Annotated in this window: 15 protein-coding genes; 9 read left to right on the forward strand and 6 right to left on the reverse strand. The window is 71.3% G+C overall.

Going from position 1 to position 14,108, the window contains the following annotated elements; all coding sequences use genetic code 11:
• The first annotated feature begins 41 nt into the window (after positions 1 to 41).
• The 4 genes from ABC766_RS23195 (at position 42) to ABC766_RS23210 (ending at position 4,517) form a co-directional block, all read left to right on the forward strand.
• On the forward strand, positions 42 to 461 hold the full coding sequence (locus tag ABC766_RS23195) for a PaaI family thioesterase (RefSeq protein WP_043354697.1): 420 nt from the start codon (positions 42 to 44) through the stop codon (positions 459 to 461).
• The gene (locus tag ABC766_RS23200; protein ID WP_345819612.1) at positions 458 to 1,270 is read left to right on the forward strand and encodes a VOC family protein; all 813 of its coding nucleotides are present in this window, start codon (positions 458 to 460) and stop codon (positions 1,268 to 1,270) included. Before ABC766_RS23195 ends, ABC766_RS23200 begins: the two co-directional genes overlap by 4 nt.
• Positions 1,267 to 2,790 (forward strand): class I adenylate-forming enzyme family protein, encoded by a 1,524-nt coding sequence (locus tag ABC766_RS23205; RefSeq protein ID WP_345819613.1) that lies wholly within the window; start codon positions 1,267 to 1,269, stop codon positions 2,788 to 2,790. The genes ABC766_RS23200 and ABC766_RS23205 overlap by 4 nt, the downstream gene beginning before the upstream one ends.
• A gap of 131 nt (positions 2,791 to 2,921) precedes the next feature.
• Entirely contained in the window at positions 2,922 to 4,517 is a 1,596-nt protein-coding gene (locus tag ABC766_RS23210; RefSeq protein ID WP_345819614.1) for an ABC transporter substrate-binding protein, read from the forward strand.
• Positions 4,518 to 4,588: 71 nt separating this feature from the next.
• Here the strand turns inward: ABC766_RS23210 and ABC766_RS23215 are convergent, their stop codons facing one another.
• The 6 genes from ABC766_RS23215 to ABC766_RS23240 are packed head-to-tail and all read right to left on the reverse strand — an operon-like array spanning position 4,589 to position 9,076.
• Positions 4,589 to 5,002 (reverse strand): VOC family protein, encoded by a 414-nt coding sequence (locus ABC766_RS23215; RefSeq protein WP_345819615.1) that lies wholly within the window; start codon positions 5,000 to 5,002, stop codon positions 4,589 to 4,591.
• Between the two features lie 38 nt (positions 5,003 to 5,040).
• Positions 5,041 to 6,075 carry a biotin-dependent carboxyltransferase family protein gene (locus tag ABC766_RS23220; RefSeq protein WP_345819616.1) on the reverse strand — a complete coding sequence of 345 codons (1,035 nt, stop codon included), beginning with the start codon at positions 6,073 to 6,075 and terminating at the stop codon, positions 5,041 to 5,043.
• Positions 6,068 to 6,802: a 5-oxoprolinase subunit PxpB gene (gene pxpB, locus ABC766_RS23225; RefSeq protein ID WP_345819617.1), complete on the reverse strand. Its 735-nt coding sequence runs from the start codon at positions 6,800 to 6,802 to the stop codon at positions 6,068 to 6,070. Before pxpB ends, ABC766_RS23220 begins: the two co-directional genes overlap by 8 nt.
• On the reverse strand, positions 6,795 to 7,568 hold the full coding sequence (locus tag ABC766_RS23230; RefSeq protein WP_345819618.1) for a 5-oxoprolinase subunit PxpA: 774 nt from the start codon (positions 7,566 to 7,568) through the stop codon (positions 6,795 to 6,797). The genes pxpB and ABC766_RS23230 overlap by 8 nt, the downstream gene beginning before the upstream one ends.
• A gap of 27 nt (positions 7,569 to 7,595) precedes the next feature.
• A complete protein-coding gene (locus ABC766_RS23235; RefSeq protein ID WP_345819619.1) occupies positions 7,596 to 8,852 on the reverse strand; it encodes a Zn-dependent hydrolase in 1,257 nt (418 codons plus the stop codon).
• Positions 8,849 to 9,076, reverse strand: a complete 228-nt coding sequence (locus ABC766_RS23240) for a hypothetical protein (RefSeq protein ID WP_345819620.1) — start codon at positions 9,074 to 9,076, stop codon at positions 8,849 to 8,851. Before ABC766_RS23240 ends, ABC766_RS23235 begins: the two co-directional genes overlap by 4 nt.
• A gap of 203 nt (positions 9,077 to 9,279) precedes the next feature.
• Between ABC766_RS23240 and ABC766_RS23245 the strand changes: the two genes are divergently transcribed.
• The 5 genes from ABC766_RS23245 (at position 9,280) to ABC766_RS23265 (ending at position 13,636) form a co-directional block, all read left to right on the forward strand.
• Positions 9,280 to 10,086, forward strand: a complete 807-nt coding sequence (locus ABC766_RS23245) for an amino acid ABC transporter ATP-binding protein (RefSeq protein ID WP_345819621.1) — start codon at positions 9,280 to 9,282, stop codon at positions 10,084 to 10,086.
• A 34-nt stretch (positions 10,087 to 10,120) separates the two neighbouring features.
• Complete coding sequence (locus ABC766_RS23250; protein WP_043758610.1) at positions 10,121 to 10,804, forward strand: amino acid ABC transporter permease; 684 nt, start codon at positions 10,121 to 10,123, stop codon at positions 10,802 to 10,804.
• A gap of 66 nt (positions 10,805 to 10,870) precedes the next feature.
• Positions 10,871 to 11,680, forward strand: coding sequence for a transporter substrate-binding domain-containing protein (locus ABC766_RS23255; protein WP_345819622.1), 810 nt, complete (start codon positions 10,871 to 10,873; stop codon positions 11,678 to 11,680).
• A gap of 71 nt (positions 11,681 to 11,751) precedes the next feature.
• Complete coding sequence (locus ABC766_RS23260) at positions 11,752 to 12,432, forward strand: GntR family transcriptional regulator (RefSeq protein ID WP_075380619.1); 681 nt, start codon at positions 11,752 to 11,754, stop codon at positions 12,430 to 12,432.
• A 37-nt stretch (positions 12,433 to 12,469) separates the two neighbouring features.
• Entirely contained in the window at positions 12,470 to 13,636 is a 1,167-nt protein-coding gene (locus ABC766_RS23265) for a Xaa-Pro peptidase family protein (RefSeq protein WP_345819623.1), read from the forward strand.
• Positions 13,637 to 14,108: the final 472 nt, after the last annotated feature.

Genomic DNA, 14,108 nt, shown 5'->3' on the forward strand with positions numbered 1-14,108 from the left:
GCGTCGTCGCCCCCAGCCCCGCCCGAGGAGATCCCGAAGCCATGTCCGACACCCCCCTCAGCAAGGAGCAGGTCGAGGCGCTGCTGCTGCGCGGCCCGTTCCACCAGTGGCTCGGCCTCTCCGTCGTCGCCGTCGGCGAGGGCACGATCGAGCTGAAGGCGACGTGGCGGCCCGAATGGGTCGTCAACGCCGAGCGCGGCTACGTCCACGGCGGGATCCTGGCGACTCTCGTCGACCTCACTGCCGACTGGGCGCTGGTCTCCAAGACCGGCCGGGGCGTCCCCACGGTGGACCTGCGGGTCGATTATCACCGCGCCGCGATGCAGGGCGATCTCACCTGCCGCGGCACGGTGGTGAAGTTCGGCAACCAGCTCTCGGTGGCCGAGGCGCAGATCCTCGACGACGCGGGGCGCCTGCTCGCGAGCGGCCGCGGCGTCTACATGACGGCGCCGGCGAAATGACGGGGCCGACCCCCGCCGCCCCGGCGGACGGGGCCCTCGACCACGTCGTGATCAACGTGCTGCGGCGGATGGACGGGGCGGCGGACCTGTTCGCCGTCCTCGGCTTCCGGCTGACGCCCCGCGGCCACCACTCGCTGGGCTCGATCAACCACCTGATGATGACGGCAGGCCCCTACCTGGAACTCGTCGGCGTGCCCGAAATGGGGCCGCAGCGGCAGGACGTTCTGGACAGCCCGTTCGGCCTGAACGGGCTCGTGGTGGCGAGCCGGGACGCCGACGCGACCCATGCGCGGCTGGCGGCAGCGGGGCTCGCGGCCGGTCCGCCCGTCGTCTTCTCGCGCCCGGTGACCGTCGACGGCCGCACGGAACAGGCCCAGTTTCGCACGGTACGGGTGCCGGCCGGCCGGTTTCCGGCGGGGCGCCTCTACCATTGCGAGCACCTGACCCCGGATCTCGTCTGGCGCCTCGAATGGCTCGACCATCCGAACGGCTTCTCGGGGATCGACGCGCTGACGATCGAGAGCCCGGCGCCGGAGGCCGACGCTTCCCTCTACGCGGCCGCGATCGGCGCTCCGGCCGAGGCCGCGGGCGCCGGCTTCACCATCCGGGTCGGGGAGACGCGGATCGTGATCGTGCCCGGGCCGGCCGCCCGTTTCGCCGCCCTCGGCCTGCACTTTCGCGGCCTCGACGCCCTCGAAGCCCGCGCGGCCGCGCTCCCGGAGGCGACTTGGGTCCGGCACGGGCCGGACGCGGCCGATCTGACGCTGCCGGCCTTCGACCTCCATCTCGCGTGCCGGGCGGCCCTATGACGTACGCGACCACGGGTACGACCAATCTCGGCGACCTCGTCGACCGGTCCGGGCCGCCGGACCGGCCACTCATCATCGGCGTCGCCCCCGAGGGCGGGCCCGAGGTGATGACCCGCGCCGGCCTCGATGCCAGGGCCGACGCCTTCGCCCGCGGCCTCGTACGCGGCGGGATCTCCCGCGGCGCGCGGGTCGCGATCCTCTCGGCCAACCGGCCCGACACCGTCGCGGCGCTGCTCGGCGCGATGCGGGCCGGCGTGGTCCCGGTCCCGGTCAATCACAAGTTCCCGCCGGCCACGATCGCGGCCGTGCTCGCCGATTGCGGGGCGCGGCTCGTGCTCTGCGACCGCCCGCGCCGGGCGATGCTGGCGGGGCTCGACCCCGATATGCGGATCGCCGGGTTCGACGATGACGGGCCGGCGGGTTTTGCGGCCTGGCTCGATCCCGGACCCTTCGTGCCGATCGTGCCGGAGCCCGGCGAGGCGGCCCTGTTCCTCTACACGTCCGGCTCCACGGGCCGGCCGAAGGGCGTGCGGCTGAGCCATGCGAGCCACCTCTGGGTGGCGCGGACCCGCGCCGCGGAGACGAACCTGCGCGACGACCGGCTGCTCGTCGCGGCCCCGCTCTACCACATGAACGCGCTGGCCCTGGCGCTCCTCGTCTGCGCGGCTGGCGCCACGATGGTGCTGCTGCCGCAATTCGAGGCGCGGGCCTACATTGCGGCGATCGATCGCCATCGCTGCACGTGGCTCACCGCCGTGCCGCCGATGATCGCCATGATGCTGCGGGAGCCGGATTTCCTGGCGGAGGCCGACCTCACCGGCGTGCGGACGGTGCGGATGGGCTCGGCGCCCGTCAACGACGCCCTGGCCCGGCAGATCCGCGCACTCCTGCCGAACGCCCGCATCCTCAACGCCTACGGGACCACCGAGGGCGGCCCGGTCGTGTTCGGCGACCATCCGGACGGCCTGCCGACGCCGGTCGCGTCGGTCGGCGCGCCGCATCCCCAGGTCTTGGTGCGCCTCGACGGGCCAGACGCGCCGGAGACCGGCGTTCTGCAGATGCGCAGCCCCGCGATCATGCTCGGCTACCACAACCGGCCGGACGTCCCCGTTCCGATCACCGCGGACGGATTCTACGACACCGGCGACGTGTTCCGCCGCGACGCCGACGGGTTCTTCTATTTTCTCGGCCGGACCGACGACATGTTCGTCTCGGGCGGCGAAAACATCTTCCCCGGCGAGGTCGAGCTGGTGCTGGAGCGCCACCCCGACGTGCTCCAGGCCTGCGTGGTGCCTGTGGAGGATTCCATCAAGGGTACCAAGCCCGTCGCCTTCGTGGTCCGCCGGCCCGGCGCCACCGTCGACGAGGCCGCCCTCAAGGCGCACGCGCTCGTCCACGCGCCGGCCTACCAGCACCCGCGCCGGGTCTGGTTCGTCGAGGCGCTGCCCCTCGCCTCGACCAATAAGATCGACCGCGCGGCCCTGCGCCGGCGCGCCGAAGAGGCCGTCCGCGCCCAGTGACCGGCCCGGGCGGAACGGCGCTTGCAGGTTGTGTTCCCGCGGCATGCGCGCCCGCAGAAGGCTGCCTCGCGAAGCGCCGCCCGGCGCAACCGTCCCCGCCCGCCTGATCCGGAAAGCCAGGAGTGACCTCCATGCTGCGACGAACCTTCCTCGGCGGTGCCGCCGCCGCGGCCGCCGCCCCCTTCCTGCCGGCCCGCCCGGCCCTGGCCCAGGGCGGCCGGGCGAGCGTCCTGCGCTTCGTGCCACAATCCGACCTGACCATCGTCGATCCGGTGACGACCACCGCCTACGTCACCCGCAACCACGCGCTCATGGTGTTCGACCAGCTCTACGGCCTCGACGCGCAGTTCACGCCGCAGCCGCAGATGGTGGAGGGGCACACGGTCGAGGATGACGGTCGGCGCTGGATGTTCCGGCTGCGCGAAGGACTGAAGTTCCACGACGGCGAGCCGGTGCGGGGCCGTGACTGCATCGCGTCGATCCGGCGCTGGGCGCAGCGCGACAGCCTCGGGCAGGCCCTGATGGCCCGCACCGACGCCCTGGAGGCCCCGGACGACCGGACCTTCGTCATTCGCCTGAAGCGCCCCTATGGCCTGATGCTCGAGACCCTGGCGAAGCTCGGTCCACCGGTGCTCGTCATCATGCCCGAGCGTCTCGCCGCCACCGACCCGGCCCAGCAGATCCCCGAGCTGATCGGCTCCGGGCCGTTCCGGTTCAACACCAAGGAGCGACTGGTCGGCGCCCGCGTGGTCTACGACCGCAACCCGGATTACCGGCCCCGCGACGACGGTCCGGTGTCCTGGGTGGCGGGGCCGAAGCGGGTCCATTTCGAGCGGGTCGAGTGGCAGGTCATGCCGGATCCCGGAACCGCGGCCGCTGCCCTCCAGAACGGCGAGGTCGACTGGTGGGAGAACCCGATCAGCGATCTCGTGCCCACGCTCCAGGCCAGCCCGCAGATCGCCACGCAGCTCGCCTCGCCGCTCGGAAATCTCGGCACCGGCGTCATGAACCACCTCTATCCGCCCTTCGACAAGCCCGCGGTCCGTCGCGTGGTCCTCGAGGCCCTGTCGCAGGCGGACTTCATGGCGGCGGCGGCCGGTGACGATCCCAAGTTGTGGCGCAAGGATGTCGGCCTTTTCACGCCGGGGACCGCCATGGCCACCGATGCCGGGCTCGACGTGCTCACCCGGCCGCGCGATCTCGCCAAGGCCAAGCGCGACCTCGTGGCCGCCGGCTACACGGGCGAGCGCGTCGTGCTCATGTCGACGAGCGAGAATCCCGTGCTCAGCGCCCTCGGCGAGATCATGCACGACCTGCTCCAGCGGCTCGGGATGAACGTGCAATACGTCGTGTCCGACTGGGGCACGCTGGTCACGCGCCGCGCCAGCAAGGCGCCCCCGGACCAGGGCGGCTGGAACATCTTCAACACGACCTGGACCGGCCTCGACATGGCCAACCCGGTCGTGGAGCAGGTCCTGCGCTGCGGAGGCCCCAAGGGCTTCTTCGGCTGGCCGGACCTGCCCGAGCTGGAGAACCTGCGCGAGGCCTGGATCGAGGCGCCGGATCAGGCGGCGCGGAAGACGATCGCGGCCCGGATGCAGACGCTGGCGATGCGCGACGTGCCGTACCTGCCGACCGGCCAGTATTTCTACCGGACGGCCTTCCGGCGCGATCTCCGGGATGTGGTCGACGGCCAGTTCGTCTTCTGGAACGCCCGCCGCGTCTGACGGGCGGTGCGCCCCGGCCGCCCGTCGCCGCTCCGGCGACGGGCCGTTGCCACGGGGAGGGCGCTTGAGCCTCAGTGCGCGAAGACGGCGGCCAGATCCCGGAAGCCCTTGATCTCGATCGGATTGCCGCTCGGGTCGAAGAAGAACATCGTGCGCTGCTCGCCGGGCTCCCCGGCGAAGCGGACGACCGGCGGGATGTCGAAGGCGATGCCGGCCGCCTCGATGCGGCCGGCGAGTGCCTCCCAGGCCTCGAGCGGCAGCACGACGCCCAGATGCGGCATCATCACGGTGTGATTGCCGACCTTCCCGCTCCGGGTGGTGGTGAAGGGCTCGCCCAGATGCAGCGAGAGCTGATGGCCGAAGAAGCAGAAATCGACCCAGGTCTCGGTGCTGCGGCCCTCCTGGCAGCCGAGGACGCCGCCGTAGAAGCGGCGGGCCGCGTCGAGATCGGTGACGTGGTAGGCGAGATGGAACGGCGTGAGCATCGACGGTCTCTTGCTTCGCAGGGGAGGGAGCGGCGCCCTCAGGGCGCCGGATCCGGGGCGCGCGCCGAGACGACGCCGCCGACGAGGTTGCAGGACAGCAGGAACGCGCTGGCGAGAGCGCCGCCGCCGGCCGGCACCAGCGCCGCCAGCCGCGCGTCCAGGCTGCGCCGCGCCGCGCGGGCGATGGCCTGGGCCTCCGCGACGGCGACGGCCGCGAACCGGATCGTCTCGCCCGGCCGCACCTGCGCGAGGCGACCGAGATCCGCCGAGATCACCGTGGCGATCTTCGGGTAGCCGCCGGTGGTGTGCCGGTCGGCGAGCAGGATCAGCGGCCGCCCGTGGCCGGGGACCTGGATGGAGCCGTTCACGATCCCGTCCGAGACGATGTTGAAGCCGTCCGCGTGGGCGATCGGCGGCCCGTCGAGGTGGCAGCCCATCCGGTCCGCCCGTGCCGTGAGGGTGTAGGGTTCGGACAGGAAGGTCCGCAGGCCCTCATCGGTGAAGCCGTCGGCCTGCGGCCCGAGCACCACACGGATCGGGCCGCCGAAGGTCGGCCGGTGGGCCGGCGGCAGGGTCAGCGGGCGGTCGCGGGGCGCGGGCGCCGCGAGGGGCAGCAGGTCGCCCGCGGCCAGGGGGTTGCCGTCGAGGCCGCCGAGACGGGTGCGGGTGTGCGTCGCGACGCTGCCGAGCATCGGCGCGACGGCGAAGCCCCCGGCGACCGCCAGGCAGGCGCGCAGGCCCTCCCGCGGGGCGCCGAGGATGAGCCGATCCCCCCGCCGCAGGTCGTGAGCGGTGAACGGATCGAGGGCGCGGCCGTTCAGGCTCATCGCGAAGGGTGCCCCGGCGAGGGCGACGCGGCAGACCTCCGTCTCGCAGACGAGGGTCGGACCGACCATCGCCATTTCTATTACCGCGGCGTCGAGCGGGTTGCCGACGAGGCCGTTGGCGAGCGCCAGAAGGTCTGGATCCATCGCCCCGGACCCCGAGATGCCGTAGCGCAGGTAGCCCGGCCGCCCGCCATCCTGGAGGGTCGCGGAAACACCGGGGGCGATGACGTGCAGTCCCTCAGGCATCGATCCGCTCCAGGGTCGCGACGGTCTCGCCGGCGCGGGCGGCCTCGCTGAGGGCGTCGAACGCGGCGCGGTCGATCGGCTCGAACCGGATCAGGTCGCCGGCCGCGAATAGGAACGGTTCGGCCCGGGCCGGATCGTAGGAGCGCGCGGGCGTGCGGCCGATGAGCTGCCAGCCGCTCGGCAGCTCCAGGGGCGGCGAGACGCCGGTCTGGTTGCCGCCGATCGAGACGCTGCCCGCCGGGGTCCTGGGCCGCGGATCGGTGCGCCGGCTCGCGTGGAGCCGGGGATCGAGGCCGCCCAGATAGGCGAAGCCGGGGGCGAACCCGATCATGTAGACGCGGTAGTCGCGGCCGGCATGGAGGGCGATCACCGCCTCCGGGGTGAGCCCGGCCCCGGCGGCGAGGTCGGCGAGGTCGGCGCCGTGCGCGCCGCCGTAATGGACCGGCACCCGCCAGCGGCGCAGCGATCCCGCCGCCCCGTCCGGGGGCGGCCAGTGCGCGGCGATCAGCGCCGCGAGATCGGTCCGGGGCAGCAGGTCCGGATCGTAGAGGACGAGGAGCGAGCGGTAGGTCGGCACGGTCTCCAGGAGCCCCGGGCGCCCGGCACCGCGGAGCGCCGCGTCGAGGGCGATGACCTGCGCGTTGATCGCGGGGTCGACCGCGCGTCCGAGCTCCACCGTGAGCGCCCGGTCGCCGCTATCGAGGAGGCGGTAGCCGGGCTCAGACACCGAGCACCTCGGCCATCGGCCGCAGGGCGATCCCCTTGGCGGCGCAGTCGTCGCGCAGGCGGTGCGCCATGGCGACGGCGCCGGGCGTGTCGCCGTGGACGCAGACCGTGTCGATCCGCGTCGGGATGCGCCGCCCGGACAGGCAGATGATCCCCCCGTCCTCTAGCATCCGCGCCACGCGCTCCGACACGGAATCGGGATCGTGCAGCACCGCGCCCGGGAGCTTGCGCGACACCAGGGTGCCGTCATCCGCGTATGCCCGGTCGGCGTAGATCTCCCGCGCGATCGGCAGCCCGAGCTTCTCGCCGGCTTTCTCGGTCTCCAGGCCGGGCATGACCACGAAGATCAGGTCGCGGTCGAGGGTGCGGATCGCCCGGGCGACCGCCAGGGCGAGGTCGGCATCCTCGTTGGCCATGTTGCCCATCGCCCCGTGGGTCTTCACGTGGCGCACCGGGCAGCCGGCATCCTGCGCCAGGGCCAGGAGGGCGCCGACTTGGTAAAGGACCGCCTTCTCGATGTCGGCCGGGCGCTCGCCCTGAATCGGCCGCCGGCCGAAGCCCCAGAGGTCGAGGAAGCTCGGATGGGCGCCGGCCTGCACGCCGTTCGCGGCCGCGCGGCTCAGGGTCTCGTGCATCACCAGAGGGTCGCCGGCGTGGAAGCCGCAGGCGATGTTGGCCGAGGTCGCCACGGTCAGCATCTCGGCGTCGTCGCCCAAGCGGTAGACGCCGAAGCCCTCGCCCATGTCGCAGTTCAGATCGACGATCATCGGTGGATCCTTTCTTGCGCGCGGGGTTCAGGCTTCCGCGACGAGGTAGGCCACCAGGGTCGCGGCCGCGCAGAGATCCTCGATCCGCATCGCCTCGTCGGGGTTGTGGCTGCCGTTCTGGTTGCGGATGAAGATCATCGTGCTCGGCACGCCCTGGCCGGCCAGCGTCGCGGTGTCGTGCCCGGCCCCGCTGGCCATCGTGCGGAACGGCATCCCGAGCCGGCGCGCGTGGCCCGACAGGGCCTCGACGAGTGCCGCGCTCATCCGCGCCGGGGTGCTGCCGGTGCGCTCGCCGAGCACGAAGCGCACGCCGCGGGCGGCCTCGATGGCGGCGACGCGCTCGGCGAGCGCCGCCTCGACCCGGTCCAGCACGGCGGGCTCGGTGCTGCGCACGTCGAGGCAGAAGCGGACCTCGCCGGGGATCTTGGCGAAGGCGTGCTGGACCGGGTCGGTGGCGACCTCGCCCAGCGTGATCGTGGCCGGGCAGCCCTCCGCCTCCAGTGTTCCCCAGAGGGCATCCAGGCCGGTGATCAGGTCGGCGAGGGCGAAGACGGCGTCGCTGCGCGCGCTCCGCGCCACGGCGCCGGAATGGCCGTAGCGGCCGAAACAGGCGGCCTTGCGATAGCGGAAGCTGCCGCTGATCGCCGTGACGAACCCCACCGGGCTCCCGGCCGCCTCCAGCGCCGGTCCCTGCTCGATATGCATCTCCACGAAGCCGTGAATCCGCGCCGGATCGAGGAGCCGCTCGCCCCGCGCCACCGCCTCCGGACGTAGGCCGAGGTCGGCCATGTGGTCCCGCAGGCTCCGGCCGGTATCGGCGCGGGGCAGGTCGAGAACCTCCGGCGGCAGCAGGCCGAAGGCAGCCCGGCTGCCGACATAGGAGGCCGGGAACCAGACGCTCTCCTCGGCCCTGAACACCGCCACCGTCACGGGACGCGCCGGCACGAGGCCCGCCCGGCGCAGGGCCTCCACGGCCGCGAGGCCGCCGATCACGCCCGCCGCCCCGTCGAAATTGCCCCCGTGGGGCACCGTGTCGACGTGCGAGCCGACCATCCAGGGCGCCAGGGTCGGGTCGCGTCCCGCCATCGTCAGGAACAGGTTGCCGGCCGCGTCGGTCTCGGCGGTGAGCCCCAGCGCCAGCCCGGTGGCCCGCATCAGGGCGTGTGCGCGCTCCTCGCCAGCGCCGTAGGCTGCCCGCGTCACGCCGGGTGCGTCCTGGCTGAAGCCGAGGAGCTCGGCGAAGAGCGCCGCGCAGAAATCCGGGTCGATCGCGAGGCCGGTCATGCCGGCTGACCGGTGCGCACGTCGTCCAGCCGCCGTTCCCCGACGTCGGGTTCGGCGCGGATCGCGGGAGCGCGGCCGTTGCCGCCCCGGGATTCCGCGGCCGGAGCCCGCCGCGGCGCCGGACCGATCCGGTCGATCGGCTGAACAATGAGGCACGCGCCCGGCGCGCTCGCGCAAGGAATACCGGGATCCATGGGCTTGATGACCATGTTGGAGGCAGCCATGCTCAAAAATACCGCTTGAATGCCGGCGGTATACCGGCTCTGCTAAGGCATGGTATCGGATTTGGCAACGTAAAACCGCGCAAAAATCGAAATAAAATCCCACATTGAGAGATTTGATGAGCAAAAATGTAGTATCATAGCGCGAATAACGCGCAGATATAATCAATCATTCGGCGCATGATCGCATAACATCAGGTTTGACGATGGCTCAGATCGAGACGACCGCGCCCCCGCTCCTGAAGATCAGGAAGCTGCACAAGAGTTACGGCGCCAACGAGGTCCTGAAGGGCGTCTCCCTCGACATCCACGAGGGTGAGGTCGTGTCGATCATCGGCGCGAGCGGCTCGGGCAAGAGCACGTTCCTGCGCTGCCTGAACCTCATGGAGACGCCGACATCCGGCTTCATGGATTTCGAGCGCTTCGCCTTCGACTACGAGCAGGGCGCCCGCCGCCAGCCGACGCCGCAGCAGCTCTGCGAATTGCGCACTCGGATCGGCATGGTCTTTCAGAGCTACAATCTCTGGCCGCACATGACCGTGCTGGAGAACGTCATCGAGGCGCCGATCCGGGTGCGGCGGATGCCGCGCCGTCAGGCCGTCGCGGAGGCGGAGGCGCTGCTCCAGCGCATCGGCCTCTACGAGAAGCGGCACGCCTACCCGTCGAAGCTCTCCGGCGGGCAGCAGCAGCGCGTGGCGATCGTGCGCGCCCTGGCGATGGCGCCCAAGGTGATGCTGTTCGACGAGGTCACCTCGGCCCTCGATCCGGAGCTGGTGGGCGAGGTGCTGGCGCTGATCAGCTCCCTCGCGGCGGACGGAATGACGATGCTGCTCGTCACCCACGAGATGGCCTTCGCCCGGGATGTCGGCACCCGCACCCTGTTCTTCGACGGCGGCGTGATCGCCGAGGACGGTCCGCCCGACGACATCATCGGCGCGCCCCGGAGCGAGCGGCTGCGCCAGTTCCTCCGGCGCGTGCTGCACCAGCCCGCCGCGCTCGGACAGACAGCGTGAGCCGCCGGCCCATCACCGGGGAGATCGGACAGCGATGAGCGTCGCGACGTTGCAGGAATGGTGGCTCACCCTCTCGGACGAGGTCGTCACCTACGGCCCCGGCTTCCTCTCGGCGACCCTGGTGGTGCTCGGCGTCACGGTGGCGAGCATCCTGGTGAGCTGGGTCTGCGGCCTGCTCGGTGCGCTGGGCAAGCGCTCGTCCTTCGCGCCCTTCCGAGCGCTCGCGAGCTTCTACGTCTGGTTCATTCGCGGCACGCCGACCCTGATCCAGGTCTTCATCGTGTATTTCGGCATGCCGCAGATCGGGGTGAAGCTCTCGCCGATCACGGCCGGCATCATCGCGCTGGGGGTCAGCAGCGGCGCCTACGTGGCCGAGACGATCCGGGCCGGGCTCGCGGCGATCCCCCGGGGCCAGGTCGAGTCGGCGCTCGCCCTGGGCATGAACCCGCGGATCATGATGGTGCGGATCGTCCTGCCGCAGGTGTTCCGCATGATCCTGCCGTCGCTGACCAACGAGGCGATCTCGGCGGTCAAGAACACCTCGCTCCTGTCGACGATCACGGTCGTGGAGCTGACGCTGTACGCGCAGCTCATGATTGCCACGACCTTCCGGCCGTTCGACTTCTACATCGCGGCGGCGCTGATCTACCTCGGCCTTACGTCGATCCTGTCGCAGCTCTCGGCCTATTTCGAGCGGCGCTACGCCCGCCTCTCCTGAGCCTCCCCCGCCGCGGGACGGGCCGCGGCCGACACTTCCCGCCCCGTCTCGAGACCGGAGATCATCATGAACCGTCGCCACATCCTCGCCCTCGTCTCCCTCTGCGCCAGCCTCGGCGCCGGACTGCTCGCCGCCCCCGCGACCCGCGCGGCCGAGGGCAAGCTGGAGCTGATCGAGCCCGGCAAGCTGATCGTGGCGACGGACAGCACCTTCGCGCCGTTCAGCATGCGCACCCCGAGCGGCGAGCTCGACGGGCTGGAAGTCCGGGTGATGCGCGAAGTCTGCCGCCGGCTCGGGCTCGCGTACAGTCCGGTCAACATCAAGTTCGACGCCCTGCTGGTGGGCCTGATGGCCGATCAGTACGACATCACCAGCGAATCGATGGACATCACTCCCACCCGGCAGAAGCAGGTCGCCTTCGCGGACGGCTGGCTCGAATCCGGCGCGCGGATCGTCACCCGCAAGGATACCGGCATCAAGGGGCCGGAGGATCTCAAGGGCCGCAATGTCGGCGCGCTCTCGGCCTCGACCTTCGGCAAGCTCGCCGAGGAGCACGGCGCCACCCTGAAGAGCTACAAGACCGCCGCGGACGCCATGCAGGACCTCGTCGGCGGCAACATCGACGCGGTGATCAACGATGCGGTGGCCGGCAACTACGCCATCACGGCGCGCAAGCTCCCCCTGGTGATGATCGAGACCCCGCTCAGCACGGTCCAGAAGGGCTTCGCCATCAAGAAGGGCAAGCCGAACCTGCACGCCGCGGTCAACAAGGCCCTGGCCGAGATGGTCGCCGACGGTACCTACGCCAAACTCATCACGCCGTTGATCGGCTATGACCCGGCCCCGAAGGCGCCGATCCGCACGCCCGCCATGTAGGCGGGCACGAGGCCGGCGCCGGAGAAGAAGGAAACGGGGAGCAGCCTGGCCGGCTGCTCCGGGAGGACACGATGAAAACCCTCGACGCCGCGTCGTACACGACGGCGCTCAATGCCCGGCGCGAGCAGAGCCTCGGCCAGATGGCCTACGACCGGCTGCTCGACATGCTCGTCCGCCGCGACCTTCCGGCCGGCACCGTGCTGCACGAGCGCCGCCTCGCCGAGATGCTCGACATCTCCCGGACCCCGACCCGCGAGGCGATGTCACGGCTGGAGACCGAGGGGCTGATCGAACGGCAGCCCGGGGGGATGCTCGTGGTCAAGGAATTCTCCCTGCGCGAGCTGGTGGAGATCCTGCATGTCCGCCGTCTGCTGGAGCGGGAGAGCGTCATGCTGGCCACCGGCCGGATCGCCGACGCGGTGCTGGCGGATCTACAGCGGCAGATGGAGGCGCTGCTGGCGGCGGGCGACCCGGACGCGCCGGGCAACTGGGAGGTCGACCGGCGCTTCCACGACCTGATCGCGGATCACAGCCACAACGCGATCCTCGCCAAGACGATCAAGGATCTGCGGCTCAAGACGCAGATGTTCAACCTGAGCCGGATGCCCGAGCGGTTCGAGGCGGTCCATCGCGAACATCTCGCGGTGGTTGCCGCCCTGCGGGCGAAGGACGCGGCGGCGGCGGCGGACGCCATCGCGGCCCATCTCGAGAATTTCAAGCAGGGCATCATCCGTCGCCTGAGCGAAGTCTGAGCGAAGTCTGAGCGGAGTTTGGGGCGAGGGCGGCGCGATGCACGAATTCACAGGCCTGCGCGGCCGCGAGGCGGCCTTCCCGGAGGCGGAGTTCGCCGCCCGGCAGGCGGCGGCCCGGGCCGCCATCGCGGCGGCCGGCCACGACGCCCTTGTGGTGACCGGCCCGGAGACGATCTACTGGCTGACCGGCCGCCAGACGGCGGGCTACTTCGCCTTCCAGGCCCTCCTCGTACCGGTAGAGGGGAACCCGGCCCTCCTGGTCCGGCAGCTCGAACTGCCGGGCGCGGCCGCCAACACTTGGCTCGACGACATCCAGGCCTATCCGGACGGCGCCGACCCGGCCGAGGCCCTGGCGGCCCTCGTGCGCGGGCGCGGGCTCACCCGGCCGGCCCTGGAGCGGGACGGCTGGTTCGTCTCGCCGGCGCTCGCGGGGCGGATCGACGCCGCGCTCGGAAGCGGGCCGCTGCCCGACGGCTCCGGCCTCCTCGCCCCCTTGCGGGCGGTGAAGTCGGCGGCCGAGTTGGAGGCGATCCGGGCCGCCGCCCGATACGCGCAGGCCGGGCTCGCCGCAGGACTCGACGCCTGCGCGGCGGGCACCAACGAGAATGCCGTCGCCGCCGCCATGCTGGAGGCCGCGATCGCAGCCGGGTCCGAAGCCGTGGCGATGGAGCCCCTGGTCGCGTCGGGCCCGCGCAGCGGGCTGCCGCACATGACGTGGCGGCGCCGCCGGCTGGAGCCGGGCGACGCCGTCTTCCTCGAACTCGCCGGCAGTCACGCCCGGTACCACGCGGCGCTGATGCGCAGCGTCTGGATCGGTCCGCCGCCGGCCGAGGCGTTGCGGATGATGGATTGCGCCCTGCGCGCCCTCGACGCGGCGCTCGCGGCGATCCGCCCCGGCCATCCCTGCGCCGCCCCGCACGCGGCGGCACAGGCCATCATCGATGCGGCGGGCTACGGCCCGGCCTTCCGCAAGCGGATCGGCTACTCCATGGGTGTCGCCTTCGCTCCGGACTGGGGGGAGGGCGGCCTGCTCTCGCTCTTCACCGGACAGGACCGGCCCATCGAGCCCGGCATGGTTTTCCACCTGCCGGCGACCCTGCGCTCTTACGGAGCCTGGACGGTCGGCGCCTCGGAGACCGTGATCGTCACCGCCAACGGGGTCGAGCCCCTGTCCGACCTCCCCCGCACCCTGTCGCTGCGGTGAGGCTCAACCCCATCATCGCTTTCTGTAAGGGCATAACGTGAGGTCGGACCGTCTGCAGCGTCAGCGACCGAACTGACCCTGATCCAGCATGGCGTAGGCTGGCCGAACGTGTAACGGCCGCTTCGGAGAAGACCGGTCGAAAAGGCAGGCAACCTCCTATCAATCCATGCCGGCCGCGCAGACTGCCGCGAACAGATCCCGAAATCGGCTGTGCGTCTGCCGTTCTGCAACGTCGACTCGAGGTAGATTGATACGAAAAGCCCGCGTGTTCGACTTTCACGTGTAATGCGATTGACCGCCAAGTGAGGCGAGGATGAAAGCAGATGATCGGATTATCGCAAGTCGAATAGAGCTCCTGTTGTCGCCTCGACAGGCCGCCTCAGCGTCACTCCGACTTGACGCTTCGCATGAAGTCACTCGGCAGACACCTGTCATCCCGATCTGCTCATGCGCTCTCTGCATATCGGGCTTG

The sequence above is a fragment of the Methylobacterium fujisawaense genome (genome assembly GCF_039619325.1).
Lineage (GTDB): Bacteria > Pseudomonadota > Alphaproteobacteria > Rhizobiales > Beijerinckiaceae > Methylobacterium > Methylobacterium fujisawaense.

Coding starts and splice junctions, on each gene's coding strand:
- ABC766_RS23235 (WP_345819619.1), bottom strand. CDS start 8,852: ATGACCGGCCTCGCGATCGACCCGGATTTCTGCGCGGCGCTCTTCGCC.
- ABC766_RS23250 (WP_043758610.1), top strand. CDS start 10,121: ATGAGCGTCGCGACGTTGCAGGAATGGTGGCTCACCCTCTCGGACGAG.
- ABC766_RS23230 (WP_345819618.1), bottom strand. CDS start 7,568: ATGATCGTCGATCTGAACTGCGACATGGGCGAGGGCTTCGGCGTCTAC.
- ABC766_RS23205 (WP_345819613.1), top strand. CDS start 1,267: ATGACGTACGCGACCACGGGTACGACCAATCTCGGCGACCTCGTCGAC.
- ABC766_RS23255 (WP_345819622.1), top strand. CDS start 10,871: ATGAACCGTCGCCACATCCTCGCCCTCGTCTCCCTCTGCGCCAGCCTC.
- ABC766_RS23240 (WP_345819620.1), bottom strand. CDS start 9,076: ATGGCTGCCTCCAACATGGTCATCAAGCCCATGGATCCCGGTATTCCT.
- ABC766_RS23210 (WP_345819614.1), top strand. CDS start 2,922: ATGCTGCGACGAACCTTCCTCGGCGGTGCCGCCGCCGCGGCCGCCGCC.
- ABC766_RS23245 (WP_345819621.1), top strand. CDS start 9,280: ATGGCTCAGATCGAGACGACCGCGCCCCCGCTCCTGAAGATCAGGAAG.
- ABC766_RS23260 (WP_075380619.1), top strand. CDS start 11,752: ATGAAAACCCTCGACGCCGCGTCGTACACGACGGCGCTCAATGCCCGG.
- ABC766_RS23220 (WP_345819616.1), bottom strand. CDS start 6,075: ATGCCTGAGGGACTGCACGTCATCGCCCCCGGTGTTTCCGCGACCCTC.
- ABC766_RS23195 (WP_043354697.1), top strand. CDS start 42: ATGTCCGACACCCCCCTCAGCAAGGAGCAGGTCGAGGCGCTGCTGCTG.
- ABC766_RS23200 (WP_345819612.1), top strand. CDS start 458: ATGACGGGGCCGACCCCCGCCGCCCCGGCGGACGGGGCCCTCGACCAC.
- ABC766_RS23215 (WP_345819615.1), bottom strand. CDS start 5,002: ATGCTCACGCCGTTCCATCTCGCCTACCACGTCACCGATCTCGACGCG.
- ABC766_RS23265 (WP_345819623.1), top strand. CDS start 12,470: ATGCACGAATTCACAGGCCTGCGCGGCCGCGAGGCGGCCTTCCCGGAG.